General features: G+C 72.6%; 10 protein-coding genes and 1 pseudogene. 3 read left to right on the forward strand and 8 right to left on the reverse strand.

Annotated elements, in window-relative coordinates; genetic code table 11:
• Positions 1–4: 4 nt before the first annotated feature.
• The 5 genes from ABZ478_RS18050 to ABZ478_RS18070 form a co-directional block, all read right to left on the reverse strand.
• The gene (locus tag ABZ478_RS18050; protein WP_359550492.1) at positions 5–1,786 is read right to left on the reverse strand and encodes a branched-chain amino acid ABC transporter permease; all 1,782 of its coding nucleotides are present in this window, start codon (positions 1,784–1,786) and stop codon (positions 5–7) included.
• Between the two features lie 5 nt (positions 1,787–1,791).
• A complete protein-coding gene (locus ABZ478_RS18055; protein ID WP_199210157.1) occupies positions 1,792–2,721 on the reverse strand; it encodes a branched-chain amino acid ABC transporter permease in 930 nt (309 codons plus the stop codon).
• A gap of 110 nt (positions 2,722–2,831) precedes the next feature.
• The gene (locus ABZ478_RS18060) at positions 2,832–4,040 is read right to left on the reverse strand and encodes a branched-chain amino acid ABC transporter substrate-binding protein (RefSeq protein ID WP_359550495.1); all 1,209 of its coding nucleotides are present in this window, start codon (positions 4,038–4,040) and stop codon (positions 2,832–2,834) included.
• A gap of 734 nt (positions 4,041–4,774) precedes the next feature.
• Positions 4,775–5,266 (reverse strand): hotdog fold thioesterase, encoded by a 492-nt coding sequence (locus ABZ478_RS18065; RefSeq protein WP_359550339.1) that lies wholly within the window; start codon positions 5,264–5,266, stop codon positions 4,775–4,777.
• 47 nt (positions 5,267–5,313) lie between these two features.
• On the reverse strand, positions 5,314–7,668 hold the full coding sequence (locus ABZ478_RS18070; RefSeq protein WP_359550341.1) for an FdhF/YdeP family oxidoreductase: 2,355 nt from the start codon (positions 7,666–7,668) through the stop codon (positions 5,314–5,316).
• Between the two features lie 235 nt (positions 7,669–7,903).
• Between ABZ478_RS18070 and polA the strand changes: the two genes are divergently transcribed.
• Both polA and ABZ478_RS18080 read left to right on the forward strand, forming a co-directional pair.
• On the forward strand, positions 7,904–10,627 hold the full coding sequence (gene polA, locus ABZ478_RS18075) for a DNA polymerase I (protein WP_359550343.1): 2,724 nt from the start codon (positions 7,904–7,906) through the stop codon (positions 10,625–10,627).
• A gap of 230 nt (positions 10,628–10,857) precedes the next feature.
• Positions 10,858–11,268: a hypothetical protein gene (locus ABZ478_RS18080; RefSeq protein ID WP_359550345.1), complete on the forward strand. Its 411-nt coding sequence runs from the start codon at positions 10,858–10,860 to the stop codon at positions 11,266–11,268.
• On the opposite strand, the pseudogene ABZ478_RS18085 reads toward ABZ478_RS18080, so the two are convergent.
• Positions 11,183–12,043: pseudogene (locus tag ABZ478_RS18085) on the reverse strand (DUF4184 family protein). The gene ABZ478_RS18080 and the pseudogene ABZ478_RS18085 sit on opposite strands and share 86 nt — an antisense overlap.
• A gap of 321 nt (positions 12,044–12,364) precedes the next feature.
• Here ABZ478_RS18085 and ABZ478_RS18090 point away from each other — a divergent pair.
• Positions 12,365–14,098, forward strand: a complete 1,734-nt coding sequence (locus tag ABZ478_RS18090; protein ID WP_359550348.1) for a lytic transglycosylase domain-containing protein — start codon at positions 12,365–12,367, stop codon at positions 14,096–14,098.
• Positions 14,099–14,208: 110 nt separating this feature from the next.
• Here ABZ478_RS18090 and hrpB read toward each other — a convergent pair whose 3' ends face one another.
• Both hrpB and ABZ478_RS18100 read right to left on the reverse strand, forming a co-directional pair.
• Positions 14,209–16,740, reverse strand: coding sequence for an ATP-dependent helicase HrpB (gene hrpB / locus ABZ478_RS18095; protein WP_359550351.1), 2,532 nt, complete (start codon positions 16,738–16,740; stop codon positions 14,209–14,211).
• Between the two features lie 118 nt (positions 16,741–16,858).
• On the reverse strand, positions 16,859–17,686 hold the full coding sequence (locus ABZ478_RS18100) for a class I SAM-dependent methyltransferase (protein ID WP_359550498.1): 828 nt from the start codon (positions 17,684–17,686) through the stop codon (positions 16,859–16,861).
• Positions 17,687–18,018: the final 332 nt, after the last annotated feature.

Below are 18,018 nucleotides of genomic sequence, written 5' to 3' on the forward strand. Positions count from 1 at the left end.
TTCTTTACGCCCCTGCCTTGGTGACGGCCGGTTCGTCGGTGAGCGTTCTCTGTTCGGGGACGTCGAGTTGGCCGATTTCGTGGAATTCGAGCTGGCGGCGGCGGTTGGCGATGATGCCTTCCGGCCGGAAGCGCATGAGCAGGACGAGCGCGATGCCGAAGGCGAGCAGTTCGTAGTTCTGGAGGAACTGGAGCTTCTCGGGGACCAGGTAGAGGACGCTGGCGCCGAGGAGCGGGCCGCTGACGGTGCCCATGCCGCCGAGGACGACGGCGGCGAGGAGGAAGGCCGAGTTGGGCGGGGCGGCGCCGGCGAACTGGTAGGGCTGGGGGTTGACGCTGTAGTTGACGTGGGCCATCACGGTGCCGGCGAGGCCGGCGAGGGAGGCGCCGAGGGCGAAGGCGATCAGCTTGACGCGGAAGCCGTTGATGCCCATGGCGGTGGCGGCGGTCTCGTCCTCGCGGATGGCGATCCAGGAGCGGCCGATGCGGGAGTCGGCGGCGCGGGTGAAGACGAGTACGACGATGGCCGTGACGATGAGCATCAGGAAGAGGTAGTTGGCGAATCGGCCGAGTGTGAACCCGGCTATCTGGTGTGCTTCGCCGAACTTGAACCCGAGGATGTCCAGGTCGGGGATCTGGGTGATGCCGTTGGGGCCGCGGGTGATGTCGGGTCCGGAGTCGCCGTCGAGGTTGTTGACGGTGATGCGGAAGATCTCTCCGAAGCCGAGGGTGACGATGGCCAGGTAGTCGCCGCGCAGTCGCAGGGTGGGGGCGCCGATGAGGACGCCGAAGACGAGCGAGGCGGCCATGCCGGTGAGGGCGGCGGCCCAGAAGGGGAAGTGCACTCCGGAGAAGCGGGAGTACTCGGAGCCGGAGACGAGGGCGGCCGCGTAGGCGCCGACGCCGAGGAAGGCGACGTAGCCGAGGTCGAGGAGGCCGGTGAGGCCGACGACGATGTTCAGGCCGAGCGCGACGGTGGCGAAGATGAGGATGTTGACGCCGACGTTGGCGTTGTGGTCGTCGCTCTGGGTGAACGGGAAGAGCACGGCGGCGAGGAAGGCCAGCGCGGAGGCGAAGCCCTTGTGGTGGGCGGCCATGGTCGCGTAGCGGTCGACGAGGCCGGTGTGCATCAGGCCCCAGGCGGCGAAGACGACGAGGAGGAGGAAGCCGATGAAGGTTTCGCTCGCGTCGTTGTCGATGCCGATGCCGTAGGTGAAGGCGATGAGGGCGACGGCGGTGCCGGCGGTGATGATGCCGCGCTCGAGGAGCGGGGACAGGGTGCCGGGGCGGGGCTGTGCGGGCTTCGTGAGGTAGCCGCGCAGGCCGGTGCCGGGGGCGGGGTGGGGCAGGGCGAGGGCGCCGATGACGGGGAGTGCGGAGGCGGCCATGGCGATGTAGGCGCCGGGGTCGAGGTTGACCAGGCCGTTGAGGTCGACGGCGATGGCGATGCCGGTGAACCAGCAGACGGTGAACGCCGACAGGGCGGTGAGGAAGACGGGGGAGGTGGCGCCGGCGGGGTTGAGCCAGCGCAGGCCCTTGGTGTTCCACAGGGTGAGGGCGAACAGCAGGGTGAGGGCGCCGGCGACGAGGGCGAGGATCTGGAGGCCCGCGGGGTAGCCGTAGACGGTGAGGTCGCCGGGGAACGCGGGGGTCCAGGTCCAGCTCATGAAGGTGCTGGCGATGGTGCCCACGGCGCCGGTGGCGATGAGCAGGCGGGCGGCGGCGGGCGGCAGCGGGACGGGCCCGTGGGTGGCCGTGGCCGGTGCTTGGGTGGTGGTGTCGGTCATGGTGCTCACGCCCTGTCCGCGACGCGCTCGCCGAGCAGGCCTTGTGGTCTGAAGAGGAGGACGAGGATGAGGAGGACGAAGGCCCAGACGGCGGCCCAGCCGCCTCCGCCGAGCTGCTGCATGCCGGGGATGTCGGCGATGTAGGCGGTGGCCATGGCTTCGGCGAGGCCGAGGACGAGGCCGCCGAGCATGGCGCCGTAGATGTTGCCGATGCCGCCGAGGACGGCCGCGGTGAATGCCTTGAGGCCGGCGATGAAGCCCATGTCGTAGGAGACGGAGCCGTACTTGAGGCCGTAGGAGAGGCCGGCGACGGCGGCGAAGAAGCCGCCGATGGCGAAGGCGATGACGATGATGCGGTTGGTGTCGATGCCCATGAGCTGTGCGGTGTCCGGGTCCTGGGCGGTGGCCTGCATGGCGCGGCCGGTGCGGGAGAGCCGGACGAAGAAGGCGAGGACGGCCATGCACAGGGGGGCGGCGATGATGAGGAAGACGTCGCCGCTCTGGACGGTCACGGAGCCGAGGTGCAGGGGGCCGAAGGGCAGCTGCGGGAAGACGCGGGCCGACTTGGCGTCGGGGTACCAGTTGAAGACGGCCTGCTGCAGGGCGAGTGAGAGACCGATGGCGGTGATGAGTGGTGCGAGGCGTGGTGCGCCGCGCAGGGGGCGGTAGGCGAAGCGCTCGGCGCCGACGGCGATGAGCACGGCGACCAGTGCGCCGCCGATGAGCATCGCCGGCAGGGCTATCCACATGGATATGCCGTCCGGCAGGGCGAGGTAGACCGTGAGTGCGCCGAAGCCTCCGGTCATGAAGATCTCGCCGTGGGCGAAGTTGATGAGCTGGACGATGCCGTACACCATCGTGTAACCGATGGCGATCAGCCCGTACATCGAGCCGAGGAACAGCCCGTTGGCCAGCTGCTGCGGCAGGGTGTTCACCGCATGGCCTCCATGTGGTGGGGAGAGTCAGGGGGGGGCGTAGAAGGCGGGCCGCGCGGTGACGGTGGTCTGCGCCGCGCGGCCCTGGTGGTGCGGTGTGTCCGGCTGAACTACTTCGGGTTGGCGACGCCGCTCTTGGCGGACTTCCACTCGCCGTTGGTGACCTTGTAGACGGTCAGCTGCTTGTTGGTGGTGTCGCCGTACTCGTCGAACGAGATCTTGCCGGAGATGCCGTCGAAGGAGCTCTTCTGGACGGCGTCGACGACCTGCTGGCGGGCGTCGGAGGGCACCTTGCCGTCCTTCACGACCTGGCCGACGGCCTTGATGATGGCGGTGGTGGCGTCGTAGGCGTAGGAGCCGTAGGTGCCGTAGTCGCCGGGGTACTTCTTGGCCTTGTAGGCGGCCACGAAGTCCTTGGCGGCGGGCAGGGTGTCGACGGGAACGCCGATGGAGGTGACGAGGTCGCCCTCGGCGGCCTTGCCGGCGGTCTTGATGTAGGTCGGGGTGAACATGCCGTCGCCGCCGAACAGCGGGATGTCGGCGCCGGCGTCCTTGAGCTGCTTGGTCAGCACCTGGGACTCGTCGTACTGGCCGCCGTAGTAGAGGATGTCGGCGCCCGAGTTCTTGATCTTGGTGGCGAGGGTGGAGAAGTCGCGGTCACCGGTGTTGACGTGGTCGGTGCCGACGACCTTGCCGCCCTGCTTGGCGAACTGGGCCTTGAAGATCTTGGAGAGGCCGGCGCCGTAGGTCTGCTTGTCGTCGACTACGAAGGCCTTCTTCTTCTTGAGGCCGTTGTAGGCGTAGTCGGCGGCGAAGGCGCCCTGGAGGGCGTCGGTGGTGGCCGTGCGGAAGTAGGACTTGAACGGGCGGGACTTGCTGGTCTGCCAGTTCTTGCCCTGGGTCAGCTCGGGCGCGGTGTTGGAGGGGGAGATCTCCACCAGGTTGGCCGAGGCGAGGGTCTGCTGCATCTGGGTGGCCACGCCGGAGTTGAGCGGGCCGACGACGCCGAGGACGTCCTTCTCGGCGACGAGCTGGGAGGCGTTCTGCTGGCCGGTGGCGGGGATCGCCTTGTCGTCCAGTGCCTTGATCTTGAAGGTGACGCCGGGGACGGTCTTGTTCTTGTTGGCGTCGTCGACGGCGATCTGGGCGCCGTACTGGATGCCGAGACCCGTCGCGGAGTTCTGACCGGTCAGCGGGGCGTCGACGCCGATCGTGACCGTCACGTTGCCGCTGTCGCCGCCCTTGCTGTCGTCGTTGCGGGAGCCGCAGGCGGTGAGGGTCAGAGCTCCGGTGGTCAGAACGGAGGTAAGAATCACCAGAGAACGCTGTCGCACAATCGATCCTTTCCGCAGGCACGTTCGCCCCGTGTGTGGGGCGTTGGGTGCCGCGCCGGTACCGAACTCCCGATGGAGCGGTGACTGGCCGTGACTCTAAGCGTGTGTGCACAACGTGGAGGAGTGCTTGTCCAAGGCTGTGACGCTCTTGTTATGACACGAGGTAATGCAGAGCGGTACTGGGTGGGGGGAACGCATGAATTCAGGTCGATTCGCCCCGTCCGCATTCTGAGAACGTGCAGGACGGCGTCGGCGTGTTCAGGCGTCTCGTCGGTTTTGGTAATTACGCAACTCTGTTGCTGCAGGCGACTTTCGGGGCTGCTGCGCGCTCCTGGGATCCGTGGGCGCGGTGGCCGAAACCGAGAATCTGGATTGCGCGCGTATTACATAGAGTTACCGCGAAGGAAAGGAGCCCGACGGGGTCGGCGCTTTTCCGCGTTCCGCCCATGGGGAGGATTGTGATGATCTTGCGGGGAAGCGTCCCTTTGTCCGGAAGAGGGGCGCGCGGCGCGGTGCGGCGGTGCCCGGACGCGCGCGGCGGCGAGGCGCGGATCCGTCCGGGACGGGGCGGGGCGGGCCCGCGGTCTGCCGGGCCGTCAACTTGGGTGCGGCGGCAGGGCGGTGACGCTGTTTCGCGTCGCGGTCACCGGGTGAGTGGGGATGGAGCGGGCGGGGCCGTGGCGGGCCGGCGGGGCCTGGGCGGCCCCGCCGGACGGCGGTCAGGCGCCGGTGTTCGGCACGTGCGCCTCGTCGCCCTTGCGGACGTCGCGCAGCAGGCACGTCAGCCGGGCGGTGCAGACCCGGCGTCCCTCCTCGTCGCTGATGACGATCTCGTACGTGGCCGTGGAGCGCCCCCGGTGCACGGGCGTGGCCACGCCGGTCACCAGGCCCGAGCGGGCGCCGCGGTGATGGGTGCAGTTCAGGTCGACGCCGACCGCGATCTTCGAGCTGCCGCCGTGCAGCATGGAGCCGACCGAGCCCAGGGTCTCCGCCAGCACCGCGGACGCGCCGCCGTGCAGCAGCCCGTACGGCTGGGTGTTGCCCTCGACCGGCATGGTGCCGACGACCCGCTCCGCCGACGCCTCCAGGATCTGCACGCCCATGCGAGTGCCGAGGTGGCCCGCGGAGAACAGTGCGGGCAGGTCGACGCCGAGCGCGGCGTACTCGTCGACGACATCCTGCGGGAATTTCACCTGCTGCTGCTCACCCATGGGCGCGGCTCCGTTCTCGTACAGCTGTCACGTGGCTGAGCAAACGCTCAGTCGGTCGCCGATTGTTCCAGACGGCCTTCCGGGCGGGACTGCGGGCGGTGGTCGCCCGGACGGCTCCCCGGTGCGTCCCCCGGGGCCGGCTCCAGCCGGACCACGACGGACTTGCTGGCCGGGGTGTTGCTGGTGTCGGCGGTGGCGTCCAGCGGCACCAGCACGTTGGTCTCCGGGTAGTAGGAGGCGGCGCAGCCCCGGGCCGTCGGGTAGTGCACGACGCGGAAGCCGGACGCCCGCCGCTCCACGCCGTCCCGCCACTCGCTCACCAGGTCGACGTACGACCCGTCGGCGACCCCCAGCGCGCGCGCGTCCTCGGGGTTCACCAGCACCACGCGGCGGCCGCCCGTGATGCCGCGGTAGCGGTCGTCCAGGCCGTAGATGGTGGTGTTGTACTGGTCGTGCGAGCGCAGCGTCTGCAACAGCAGCCGCCCGGCGGGGAGTTCCGGGTACTCCACGGGGGCCGCGGTGAAGTTCGCCTTCCCGGTCGCGGTCGGGAAGCGGCGCTCGTCGCGCGGCGCGTGCGGCAGGGCGAAGCCGCCGGGCCGGGCCACCCGCGCGTTGAAGTCCTCGAAGCCGGGGATGACGCGCGCGATGCGGTCGCGGATCGTCGCGTAGTCCTTCTCGAACTCCTCCCAGGGCACCCTGCTGTCCGCGCCCAGCACCCGGCGCGCCAGCCGGCACACGATCGCCGTTTCGGACAGCAGGTGCCGGCTCGCCGGCTCCAGGCGGCCGCGTGAGGCGTGCACCATGCCCATGGAGTCCTCGACGGTCACGAACTGCTCGCCGCCGCCCCGCACATCGCGCTCCGTGCGGCCCAGGGTCGGCAGGATCAGGGCACGCGCGCCCGTGACCACGTGCGAGCGGTTCAGCTTCGTCGACACGTGCACGGTCAGCCGCGCGCGCCGCATGGCCGCCTCGGTGACCTCCGTGTCGGGGGAGGCGGAGACGAAGTTGCCGCCCATGGCGAAGAACACCTTCGCCTCGCCGTCGCGCAGCGCGCGGATGGCCCGCACGACGTCGAAGCCGTGCTCGCGCGGCGGCGCGAACCCGAACTCCTTCTCCAGGGCGTCCAGGAAGGCCGGTGCGGGCCGTTCGAAGATGCCCATCGTGCGGTCGCCCTGCACGTTGGAGTGGCCGCGCACCGGGCACACACCCGCGCCGGGACGGCCGATGTTGCCACGCAGCAGGAGGAAGTTGACGACCTCGCGGATGGTCGGCACGGAGTGCTTGTGCTGGGTGAGGCCCATCGCCCAGCAGACGATGGTCCGCCGGGAGGCGAGGACCATGCCGAGGGCCAGCTCGATCTCCGCGCGCGTGAGACCGGTGGCCGCGAGTGTCCCGTCCCAGTCGGCGGCGCGGGCCGCCTCCGCGAATTCCTCGAATCCGTGGGTGTGTTCCGCCACGAACTCCTCGTCGACCGCGCCGTCGGTGTCGAGGATCAGCTTGTTGAGGAGGCGGAACAGGGCCTGGTCGCCGCCGATGCGGATCTGCAGGAACAGATCGGTGAGCGCGGCGCCCTTCAGCATGCCCTGCGGGGTCTGCGGGTTCTTGAACCGCTCCAGGCCGGCCTCGGGCAGCGGGTTGACGCTGATGATCCGCGCGCCGTTCGCCTTGGCCTTCTCCAGCGCGGAGAGCATGCGCGGGTGGTTCGTCCCGGGGTTCTGCCCGGCCACGATGATCAGGTCGGCCTGGTGGAGGTCCTCCAGCAGGACGCTGCCCTTGCCGATGCCGATGGTCTCCGACAGGGCCGAACCGGACGACTCGTGGCACATGTTGGAGCAGTCCGGCAGGTTGTTGGTGCCGAGCTCGCGCGCGAAGAGCTGGTAGAGGAACGCGGCCTCGTTGCTGGTGCGGCCGGAGGTGTAGAAGACGGCCTCGTCGGGGGAGGCGAGGGCGGAGATCTCCTCGGCGATGATGCCGAAGGCGCGTTCCCAGGAGACCGGCTCGTAGTGCGTGCCGTCCTCGGCGAGGTGCATGGGGTGGGTGAGCCGGCCCTGCTGGCCCAGCCAGTAGCCGCTGCGCCGGGCGAGATCGGCGACCGGGTGGGCGGCGAAGAACTCCGGGGTGACCCGGCGCAGGGTGGCCTCCTCGGCCACCGCCTTGGCGCCGTTCTCGCAGAACTCCGCCTTGTGCCGGTGCTCCGGCTCCGGCCAGGCGCAGCCCGGGCAGTCGAAGCCGTCCTTCTGGTTCACGCGCAGCAGCGTCAGCGCGGTGCGCCGCACGCCCATCTGCTGCTGGGCGATGCGCAGGGTGTGGCCGATGGCCGGCAGGCCCGCCGCCGCGTGTTTGGGCTGCGCGACCTGTGGCGCGTCCTGGACCGGATCACCCTTGGGCGGCTTCGTCGCCATCGCCCGCTCCCCTTCGACTGCGTGTGAGACGTACGCCGCCGATCCTCCCACGGGGTACCGACAGGCGGCCGGGGCGGGCGTGCCGGTACGCGCACGCCGCGCGGCCGCCGCCCGCCGTGGTGGTGCGGGCCCCTCGGCGTCCGCCGCGTCCGCCGTGGCGGTGCGGGCCGGCTTCGGGGTCCGCCGAGGAGCGGGCCGGTCCCGGCTGTCAGTGGGGCGTGGCAGGATCGGGGACGTGGCAGAGACAGCATCGAAGAAGACCGACAGCAATCCCGGCGGCCGTCCCCGGCTGATGCTCATGGACGGGCACTCGCTGGCCTACCGCGCGTTCTTCGCGCTGCCCGCGGAGAACTTCACCACCGCGACGGGCCAGCCGACGAACGCGATCTACGGCTTCGCGTCGATGCTGGCCAACACCCTGCGTGACGAGGCGCCCACGCACTTCGCGGTGGCCTTCGACGTCTCCCGCAAGACCTGGCGCTCCGAGCGGTTCACCGAGTACAAGGCGAACCGCTCCAAGACCCCCGACGAGTTCAGGGGGCAGGTCGAGCTGATCGGCGAGCTGCTCGACGCCATGCACGCGCAGCGCTTCGCCGTCGAGGGCTTCGAGGCGGACGACGTCATCGCCACCCTCGCCACCCAGGCCGAGGCCGAGGGCTTCGAGGTGCTGATCGTCACCGGCGACCGCGATTCCTTCCAGCTCGTCACCGAGCACACGACCGTGCTGTACCCGACGAAGGGCGTCTCGGAGCTGACCCGGTTCACCCCGGAGAAGGTTTTCGAGAAGTACGGACTGACGCCCGCCCAGTACCCGGACTTCGCCGCCCTGCGCGGCGACCCGTCCGACAACCTCCCCGGCATCCCCGGTGTCGGCGAGAAGACCGCCGCGAAGTGGATCAACCAGTTCGGCTCGTTCGCGGAGCTGGTCGAGCGCGTCGAGGAGGTCAAGGGCAAGGCGGGCCAGAACCTCCGCGACCACCTGGAGTCGGTCAAGCTCAACCGGCTGCTCACCGAGCTGGAGCGCCAGGTGGAGCTGCCGAAATCGGTCACCGAGCTGGAGCGGGCGCCGTACGACCGCAAGACCGTCGCGATGGTCCTGGACACCCTGGAGATCCGCAACCCGTCGCTGCGCGAGCGGCTCTTCGCCGTCGACCCGGGCGCCGAGGAGGCCGAGGCCACGCCGGTCGCGACGCAGGGCGTGGAGCTGGACGGCACCGTCCTGGGCACCGGTGAGCTGGCCGGCTGGCTCGCCGGGCACGGCACCGGGACCCTCGGCGTCACCACGGTCGGCACATGGGCGCTGGGCACCGGCTCGGTCACCGAGGTCGCCCTCGCCGCGGCCGGGGGACCGGCCGCCTGGTTCGACCCGGCCGAGCTGGACGAGGCCGACGAGCGCGCCTTCGCCGGCTGGCTCGCCGACGCCGGCCGCCCGAAGGTGTTCCACAACGCCAAGGGCGCCATGCGGGTCCTCGCCGAGCACGGCTGGCGCGTCGAGGGCGTCGTGATGGACACCGCGCTCGCCGCCTACCTGGTCAAGCCGGGCCGCCGCTCCTTCGACCTGGACGCGCTGTCCCTGGAGTACCTGCACCGCGAGCTGGCACCCGCCGCCGCGGCCGACGGCCAGCTCGCCTTCGGCACGGACGAGGGCGCCGAGGCGGAGGCCCTGATGATCCAGGCCCGCGCCGTCCTCGACCTCGGAGAGGCCTTCGAGAGCCGTCTCGAGGAGGTCGGGGCCGCCGACCTGCTGCGGGACATGGAGCTGCCCACCTCGGCCCTGCTCGCCCGCATGGAGCGCGACGGCATCGCGGCCGACCGCGCCCACCTCGAGGCGATGGAGCAGACCTTCGCGGGCGCCGTGCAGCAGGCCGTGAAGGAGGCCCACGCCGCGGCCGGCCGCGAGTTCAACCTGGGCTCGCCCAAGCAGCTCCAGGAAGTCCTCTTCGGCGAGCTGGCCCTGCCGAAGACGAAGAAGACCAAGACCGGCTACACCACCGACGCCGACGCCCTGGCCTGGCTCGCCACCCAGACCGACAACGAACTGCCGGTGATCATGCTCCGGCACCGCGAGCAGGCGAAGCTGCGCGTCACCGTCGAGGGCCTGATCAAGACCATCGCCGCCGACGGCCGTATCCACACCACGTTCAACCAGACGGTGGCAGCGACCGGCAGGCTGTCGTCCACCGACCCGAACCTGCAGAACATCCCGGTCCGCACCGACGAGGGCCGGGCGATCCGCCGCGGCTTCGTGGTCGGCGGGGGCTTCGAGTCCCTGATGACCGCCGACTACAGCCAGATCGAGCTGCGCGTCATGGCCCACCTCTCCGAGGACGAGGGCCTGATCGAGGCGTTCACCACGGGCGAGGACCTGCACACCACGGTCGCCTCCCAGGTCTTCTCCGTAGAGCGGGACGCGGTCGAGGCGGAGATGCGCCGCAAGATCAAGGCCATGTCCTACGGCCTGGCCTACGGACTGTCCGCCTTCGGCCTGTCCCAGCAGCTGAACATCGAGGCGGCCGAGGCCCGCGGCCTGATGGACACCTACTTCGAGCGCTTCGGCGGCGTACGCGACTATCTGCGCCGGGTCGTCGACGAGGCACGGGCCACGGGCTACACGGCGACGCTCTTCGGACGCCGCCGCTACCTCCCCGACCTCAACAGCGACAACCGCCAGCGCCGCGAGGCCGCCGAACGCATGGCCCTCAACGCCCCCATCCAGGGCACGGCGGCCGACATCGTCAAGATCGCCATGCTCAACGTCCACCGGGCCCTCGGCGAGGCGGACCTCAAGTCCCGCCTGCTGCTGCAGGTGCACGACGAAATCGTGCTGGAGATCGCTCCCGGCGAGCGCGCGGCCACGGAGGAGATCGTCCGCCGCGAGATGGCCGGCGCCGTCCGGCTGCGCGCCCCGCTCGACGTCTCGGTGGGCGTGGGCCGCGACTGGGAGTCGGCGGCGCACTGACACCCGGCCGGCACGCTCCGCGAGCAGGGCGAACCCCGGCCCCGGCCGGCCCCGGCCGGGCCCGGCGGCCCGGTGCCCGCACGGGGACGCGGTGACACACGCACCGCGTCCCTCCCCGGGCACCGCACCTTCCGCCGGCACCCCTGACCGGCGGAACGGCGGCGGCGTCCTTCACTCACGTGGACCCCGCCAGAACGCACCCCCATGTCCGCAGCCGCAACACTGCGGACATGGGTATACGCATGCTCCACCGCCGGACACCCGAGGTACGGGACGGCGCCAGGGCCGAGGCCGGCAGTGCCTCCGGCCCGGCCACGGCCCCCTCGCCGGTCCCGGCCCTCGCGGCCGGCGCAAGCACCGCCCGCATCCCCCTCGACCGGGCCGCCGCCGCCCGCAGCGCCGCGGCCCGCCTGCTGCGCCGGCCGGGCACCCGTCCGAGCCGCACCGCCGGCCGGCGCGCCCGGGCGGACCTCGCCCGCGCCTACCTGGCGCTGCTGCTCACCGCGATCCCCCGGACCCGCCCCAGACGCACCCTCACCGTCTTCGTGGCCGCCCTCACCGAGCCGCCGACCGGTCCCGGCCCGCGGCAGCGACCACCCCGCCAGGACCGCCCGGAACCCGGACCGGGCGCCACACCCTGACCCCGGCCGCGTACAGCAGCACTCCGAGCAGCAGCCCGGCACCGACCCCGAAACACAGCGTCGGCACCAGATCCAGCGGCCGCACGGACGGACCCCAGTACGCCCACCAGCGCACCGCCCGCTGCACAGCCCCCGCCAGGGCACAGCCCCCGATCACGGCCGCCGCTCACCACCGGTCCCCGACCGACAGCGCGGGCACCCCCGCCGGCTCCCCGGCGGGCGCCCGCCGCACCGCCCCCACCAGGAACACGGCGATCACCACGGCCGCCACCGCGGACGAGCCGTACTGCAGCCACGTGTACCTCGGCAGGCCCGCCACCACCCCGCCGAGTCCCGGGACCAGCCGCGACCCCCACCGGTCGTGGTGCGTGAACGCGTCCCACACGACGTGCGTCAGCGCGCCGAGCGCCGCCGAGACGTACCACCACAGCACGCGGCCGGCCCGTACGCGCGCGCGTGGCGCACCGCAGCGCAGCAGAGCGGCCCCACGCCCCTGGCGGGCCCGGGGGAGCAGCGCGACCAGGGGCTCCCGCACGAACAGCCACAGCCCCACGAGCGCCCAGGCGATCAGGACGTCCACGCCGGCCACCCCCGGCAGGGAGTGCGTGACCGTCCCGAACTCCATCGCGTCGCGCCGGACGCTCGCCGCGTAGTAGGTCACGTCGGGTGCGAAGGACCCCGCGACGAGTACCGAGGGCACCAGCCGGCCCCGGCCACCGCCGTCCCGGCGGACGGCGGGCAGTACGGCCGCCGCGTGGCTGAGTGTGAACGGCAACAGGGCCCCCTCGGGCGGTCGTCGGCCACGGCTTCGCGACCGGTGATCACGTCCGGTCCAGTATGCGTCGGCGCCGTTCCGGACTCCCGCGGCCCGACAGTGTCGGCCAACCGGTGAAAACCGGACTCGAACGGGTGCCCCCGGCAGGCAAGTTGTCGTAGGGTCACCTGGGTTGCCGTGCCGGGCGGCACGGTCGCACACCCGTCGCGCGGACGGAAACGCGGAACAGGGGCAACCAGAGCACCGGGTCAACCGTCACACCAGAGCGAGGCAGACAGACGGAGACGGACGCGGCACGCGTCCACGGGAGGGGTTCACTCTATGGCGGCGCATTTCGGCAGGCGGCTGCGCAAGGGAGCGGCGACCACCGCCGTGGCCGCGGCGGCGGTCGCGGCACTGTCCGCGTCCCAGGCTCCGGGAGCGGCCGGCGACGACCACGGCAGACCGGCCGCGGCCGGCTCCAGCAGCCCCGCACCCGATGCCGCCTCCGACGGCGACGCCACCGGCAACTCGCCGTACTACACGGACCTTCCGCCGCTGAAGAGCCCCAACCCCAGCCCCTCGTCGGCCGTCGGTGACCCCGTCGCCCGCGGAGAGGCGGAGGCCGGCATCCCCGCGACCGTCCTCGACGCCTACAAGAAGGCCGAGGCCGAGCTGCGCTCGTCCAAGCCCGGCTGCAACCTGCCCTGGCAACTCCTGGCCGCCATCGGCAAGGTGGAGTCCGGTCAGGCCCGCGGCGGCCGCGTCGACGCCGACGGCACCACGGTCGGCCGGATCCTCGGCCCGCAGCTCGACGGCAACGGCTTCGCGCTCATCAAGGACACCGACCACGGCGAGTACGACGGCAACAGCCACTACGACCAGGCCATCGGCCCGATGCAGTTCATCCCGTCGACCTGGGCCTGGGCCGGACGCGACGGCAACGCCGACGGCAAGGCCGACCCGAACAACGTCTACGACGCCGCCCTCGCCGCGGGCCACTACCTGTGCCGCAACGACTGGGACATGTCCACCGAGCCCGGCCTGCACAGCGCGATCCTCAGCTACAACAACTCCCAGGACTACCTGAACCTGGTCCTGAACTGGCTGCAGTACTACCGCAAGGGCACCCACTCCGTGCCCGACGGCACCGGCGGCGTGCCCAGCCACCGCAGCGACGACGGCACCCCGAGCACCCACACCCCGGCACCGTCCGACCCGCCGGCGAAGCCCGGCCACAAGCCGGACCCGAAGCCCGACCCGAAGCCGCACCAGCCGGGCGGCGGCAGCGAGAGCCCCGACCCCCAGCCGCCGAAGCCGCCGGTCCCGCCGAAGCAGCCCACCCCGTCCGACACCGTGGACCACCTCGAGGACGCGGGCACCGCGCGGCTCACCGCGATGGCCGGCCACGCGTTCGGGCAGCGGATCGCCACCCGCGCCGAGACCAAGACGGGAACGGCCGTCGCCAAGGTCAGGGTCCGGTTCACCATCACCGGCGACACCGACGCCACCTTCGCCGGCGGCGAGACCGTCGCCACCGTCGCCACCGACGCCAAGGGCGTGGCGCACGCACCGGACCTCCAGGCCGGCGAGAAGACCGGCGACTTCAAGATCACCACCGCTGTCGTCGGCCACCAGGTCAAGAGCGTCGGCTACACCGCCACCGTCACCGCCCGCGCCGCCGACACCCTCACCCGCACCGGCGACACCGCGATGACCTGCACCCCGGGCGGCGAGTTCGCCGAGCAGATCCAGGTGAAGGCGACGTACAAGGGCGCCGCCGCGGACCGCGTCGCGGCCACCGCCACCCTGATCAAGGCCGACGACGACGCCACAGAGAACGACAAGGGCCCCTACTTCAAGGACGCCGACGGCAAGACCGTCCGCACCCTCACCGGCCTCAAGACCGACGCCGAGGGCCGGCTCACGCTGCCCAAGCTGTACGCCGACGACACCACCGGCACCTTCCTGCTCCGGGTCACCACCCCCGGCGGCGGCACCGTCACCGTCGAACTGAAGGTCGCCGCCGCCGACGCCTCGGCGAGCCCCTCACCGAGCCCGTCCGCGACCTCCTGACAGCACGCACGGCCCGGCCGGTACGGCCGGCAGAAGACGGCGAGGGCGCCCCTCCGCTCCGGCGGACGGGCGCCCTCGCCGTCTCGGCGCGTGACCCGGCGCGCCCGGGATCAGCGCCCGAGCCGCGCGTTGGTGTGCCGGGTGGGCTCCGCGGCCGCCGGGTCCTCCGGCCACGGATGCTTCGGATAACGCCCGCGCAGCTCCGCGCGCACGTCCCGGTAGCCGCCCCGCCAGAACGAGGCGAGGTCGGCCGTGACGGCGGCGGGCCGCCCGGCCGGCGAGAGCAGGTGCACCAGCAGCGGCACCCCCGCCACGGCCGGCGTCTCCCGCAGCCCGAACATCTCCTGAAGCTTCACGGCGAGGACCGGCCGCTCCGGATCCCGGTAGTCGATCCGGATCCTGGACCCGCTCGGCACGGTGATCCGCTCCGGCGCCAGCTCGTCCAGCCGGGCCGCGTCCCCGCTCGCCCACGGCAGCAGCCGCGCCAGCGCCTGCCCGGCGTCGATCCGCCCGAGATCCGCCCGCCGCCGGGCCCGGCCGAGCTCCGGCTCCAGCCACTCGTCCACGCGCGCGTGCAGCGCCTCGTCCGACACCTCCGGCCAGGGCTCACCCGCATGCGCCCGCAGGAACGCCAGCCGCTGCCGCAGCGCCGTCGCCTCCGGCGACCAGCGCAGCAGACCCAGCCCCTCGTCCCGCAGCCCTGCCACCAGGGCCGCACGCACGAGCGCCGGATCGGGCTCCCTCAGCGGCCGCACGGCCAGCTCCACCGCCCCCAGACGTTCGACATGCCGGGCCACGACGTCCCCGCCGGCCCAGCGCACCTCGTCCCGCTCCCCGAGGAGCGCACCGGCGGCGGCCCGGGCCACCTCCTCGGAGACGGCCGCACCGAGCCGCACACGCGCGTGGCCCTTCCCCGCGGCCCGGTCGGCGACGGCGACGACGATCCAGGGCGCACCACCCAGCGCCGACCCCTCACCCAGCTCCGCCCGGGTCCCGGAGGCCATGAGATACGAACCGCCGTCGAGCCTCGCCACCCGCTCCGGAAACGCCAGAGCGACGGTCGGCCCGACCAGCCCGTCCGCCCCGGTCCCCGAGCCCGGCGCGGCCCCGGCACCCACCCGCGACCCGTGATCACCGGCGGCCGGCGCAGCGGACTCCGCCGAGACGGCCCGCAGCCGCCGCACCTCCGCCGCCCACCGGCGCGCGTACGCGTCACCGCCACGCCGGGCGCGCCGCAGCGCCCCGGCGAGATCGTCCCCGTACTCCCGCGGCACCTCCTCGGACAGCAGGGCGACCGCCTCCGCGCCCCTGCCCCCGGTGTCCAGCAGGGCCCGCCCCAGCCGCGGATGCACCCCCAGCCGGCCCAGCCGCACCCCGAGCCCGGTGGCCCGCCCCGCTGGATCCACCGCGCCCACGGCCGTCAGCACCTCCCGCGCCGCCGCCATCGCGCCACCCGGCGGCGGATCGAGCAACGCCAGCCCCGAGGCGTCGGGATCACCCCAGCAGGCCGCCTGAAGGGCGAACGCCGTCAGGTCGGCCACCTTGATCTCCGGCGCCGGGAAAGCCGTCAGCCGGCCGTCCTCAGCCTCCGTCCAGCACCGGTACACCACACCCGGCGCCTCACGTCCGGCCCGCCCCGCCCGCTGCCGCCCGGCGGCACGCGACGCCCGCACCGTCACCAGCCCGCTCAGCCCGCGCGCGTGATCCACCCGCGGCTCCCGCGCGAGACCCGAGTCCACCACCACCCGCACCCCGGGCACCGTCAGCGACGACTCCGCCACCGACGTCGCCAGCACGACCCGGCGCCGCTCCCCGGGCACCAGCACCGCGTCCTGCACGGCGGCCGGCGCCCTGCCGTGCACCTGGAGCACGTCCACCGCGCCCAGGCCCCCGAGCTGCCCGGCCACCCGCGCGATCTCACCCACGCCGGGCAGGAAGCACAGCACGTCCCCCTCACGCTCGGCCAGCGCCCGCCGCACCACCGAGGCCACATGGGCGAGCAGCGCCGGATCCACCCGCATCCCGTGCGGCGGCCGCACCGGCCGCGCCGAAGGCGCCCACACGACCTCGACCGGATGCGCGACGCCCGCCGCCTCGACCACCGGCGCCCCGCCCAGCAGCCGCGCCCACCCCTGGGCGTCCGTCGTCGCCGACGCGGCCACCAGGCGCAGCTCCGGGCGCAACGCCTGCCGCACGTCCCACAGGAACGCGGCCACCGTGTCGGCGTCCAGATGCCGCTCATGGCACTCGTCGAGCACCACCACGTCGACGCCCGCCAGCTCCTGGTCCCGCTGCAGCCGCTGCAGCAGCACACCCGTGGTCACGACCTCCACGCGCGTGTTCCGCCCCACGGCCCGCTCGCCGCGCACCGTGTAGCCGACGCTCTCGCCGGTCCGCTCGCCGAGCAGCCACGCCATCCGCCGGGCCGCGGCCCGCGCCGCGATCCGCCGCGGCTCGGCCACCACGACACGCCGCGCGGGCCCGCCACCGGCCAGCCCCGCCAGCACGAGCGGCACCAGCGTCGTCTTGCCGGTGCCGGGCGGCGCCACCAGGACGGCGGTGCCGTCCGCGTCCAGGGCGTCGGTCAGAGCGGGCAGGGCGGCCCGCACGGGCAGCAGGTCCAGGGCGTCGTAACGGATCACGCCCCCAGTGTCGTACGCCGGCGAAAACGCCCTCCGCACGCATGCGTGCGGGGACAACGCCTCCTCGCGCGCGTACGGGCACGCACGCGCGCGGAAACGACGGAGACGAACGCCGTCCTCAGTCCCGCTCGCACACGAAGATCGCCGTGCCCGGGATCAGGTTCCCGCGCAACGGGGACCAGCCGCCCCACTCCGAGGTGTTCCACGCCGGCCACTCCGGCTCCACCAGGTCCACCAGGCGCAGACCCGAGGCCACGACGTCCCGGACCCGGTCCCCGAGCGTCCTGTGGTGCTCGACGTACACCGCCCGGCCCTGCTCGTCCTGCTCCACATAGGGCGTGCGGTCGAAGTAGGAGGCGGACACCGACAGCCCCTCCGGTCCGGGCTCGTCCGGGAAGGCCCAGCGGATCGGGTGCGTCACCGAGAAGACGAACCGGCCGCCCGGCCGCAGCACCCGGCGCACCTCGCGCAGCACCAGCCGCGGATCGGCGACGAACGGCAGCGCCCCGTACGCGGAGCACACCAGGTCGAAGGAACCGTCCGCGAACGGCAGCGCGCCGGCGTCGGCGCAGACCAGCGGAATCGCTCCGCCGATCCGCAGCGAGTGCTGCAGCTGGCGGTGCGAGAGGTCCAGGGCCACCGGCCGGGCGCCCTGGGCGGCCAGCCAGCGCGAGCACTGGGCGGCGCCCGCACCGATCTCCAGGACCTCCTTGCCCTTCAGCTCCTGCGGCGGGCCCAGCAGCTCCGCCTCCACCTCGTCCAGGCCCTCCGGACCCCACACGAAGCGGTCGTCGCCGAGAAAGGTCCCGTGCTCGATCTGGTACTCGTCCGCGTTGCGGTCCCACCAGCCCCGGTTGGCCCGGCTGCTCTCCGCGACCCCGGCGTCACGCCGGGTGGCTTCCGCCTCGAACCCGTCGGGTTCGGGCTGTTCCGGCTCTTGGATGATCGGCTCCCTCGTCGTACTCTTCCGTCCAACCCGCCGGGCGCGACACGGGGGGACGAAGGCCCGTGCGGCCTCGCGGGACGTTTCCTGCGCCGGTTATGCGGCGATCCGCCCCGGGTGTGCGCCTTCGCGCATTGACCATGCCCGGCTGCCCCCGTATGCTACAAGTTGCGCTGCGGGCCTGCGCACCTCAGACGTAGCAGGCTGCGCTCGCATCTGTTGTATGTCCCCTCGGTTGTCGAGGCGCCATCACCAGTTCCTGGTGGGGCGCTTCCTTGGCTGTCCGGCTTCTGCAGAGCGATACGGGCTCCCGGCGTAGCAGTACCTACGACTTC

The sequence above is a fragment of the Streptomyces sp. NPDC005706 genome, from assembly GCF_040631045.1.
GTDB lineage: Bacteria > Actinomycetota > Actinomycetes > Streptomycetales > Streptomycetaceae > Streptomyces.